Annotated in this window: 3 protein-coding genes and 1 pseudogene; 2 read left to right on the top strand and 2 right to left on the bottom strand. The window is 33.1% G+C overall.

The features are described from left to right. Positions 1-88, bottom strand: a pseudogene (locus tag ACFINC_RS09405) (lysozyme); the annotation flags it as partial. Positions 89-261: 173 nt separating this feature from the next. Here ACFINC_RS09405 and ACFINC_RS09400 point away from each other — a divergent pair. Both ACFINC_RS09400 and ACFINC_RS09395 read left to right on the top strand, forming a co-directional pair. Next, positions 262-564: a type II toxin-antitoxin system RelE/ParE family toxin gene (locus tag ACFINC_RS09400; protein ID WP_006589072.1), complete on the top strand. Its 303-nt coding sequence runs from the start codon at positions 262-264 to the stop codon at positions 562-564. After that, the gene (locus ACFINC_RS09395) at positions 551-871 is read left to right on the top strand and encodes an addiction module antidote protein (RefSeq protein WP_012231054.1); all 321 of its coding nucleotides are present in this window, start codon (positions 551-553) and stop codon (positions 869-871) included. Before ACFINC_RS09400 ends, ACFINC_RS09395 begins: the two co-directional genes overlap by 14 nt. A gap of 43 nt (positions 872-914) precedes the next feature. On the opposite strand, the gene ACFINC_RS09390 is transcribed toward ACFINC_RS09395, so the two are convergent. Then, a partial coding sequence (locus tag ACFINC_RS09390) for a hypothetical protein (protein ID WP_375617040.1) occupies positions 915-1179 on the bottom strand: 265 nt, incomplete at its 5' end.

The following is a 1179-nucleotide window of genomic DNA, read 5'->3' as shown; positions in this document are numbered from 1 at the left end:
ATACCCCAATGGCATCTTTATAGGCGTTTAAACGCAAACCTTCCCATTGTTTAATAAGTGCAAGTCCTTCTGATGATATTTTTCGCATATGCTTCTCCATAAAAAAAGCTCCGAAAAAAGCAGAGCTGGATTAAAAAATTGATATTTTTCCCATTTGAAAGGATGGCTTGTTAAAACCTATGTAGCTTGTTCATTGGAACAAATTCATTGGAACAAAAGAATGTATTTGACATTATCTATTATGTAGCATATAAACTACAAATGTTTATTGTTAAAAAAACACACTATTTTACAGAGTGGTTAGACTCGTTAAAAGACAAACAAGTGCAAAAGAAAATTGCTGCACGTATTTTCCGCCTTGAATATGGGCTTCTAGGAGACGTGAAATATTTCCGTGGCATTGGTGAACTAAAAATAAATTATGGACCAGGCTATAGGATTTATTTTGTAAAACAAGGGAAACAAATCATTTTGTTATTAAATGCTGGTGATAAATCCACACAACAAAAAGATATCGAAAAAGCCCTTCAATTAGTAAAGGAAATGAAACATGGAAATTACTAAATTTGATGTAAGTGAATATTTTAATACACCTGAAGACTTTAAGATCTTATTAGATGATGCTTTAGAAACCAAAAATAGTGGCTATATTGCACATGTATTAGGTATTATTGCGCGTAAACAAGGAATGACAACTGTTTCTCAAGAGACAGGACTAAATCGCGAGTCTCTTTATCGTTCTTTAAGCGATAAAGGTGATCCACGCCTTTCTACTTTTCTTAGTGTGTTAAGTGCATTAGATTTACAAATGAGTTTAACGCCTATTCAAAAGAATAGTAAAGAGCAAACAGCTTTAGAAGAAGCCTCTTAATCCCCTCCCCATTTTTGAGAACGAGGAGGGAGTATATATTTACTTAAGCAACCTTTTTAATGGGGTTCTCTGAATCTGGATTATAAGCGCGCAATAAAGAATCCATGCTATGCGGTAACTCTGAATCTCCAAAATCTGTAAGAATTGCTAAAATCTTTGTAATATTGGGTAGTTCATTTTGAAGTTTTAAAACTAAAACTTTTTCTATCAATTCCATAACTTCAACTATGGCATTACAATTTTCATCTCCAATGCCTCGATGATTGGAAAATTTAAACAGTGCCATCCATAAATCACATAAGAAGTTG

Origin of the sequence: Bartonella sp. AP58NXGY, assembly GCF_042195785.1 — a bacterium.
GTDB lineage: Bacteria > Pseudomonadota > Alphaproteobacteria > Rhizobiales > Rhizobiaceae > Bartonella.
This window is presented reverse-complemented; position numbering and strand designations above follow the sequence as displayed.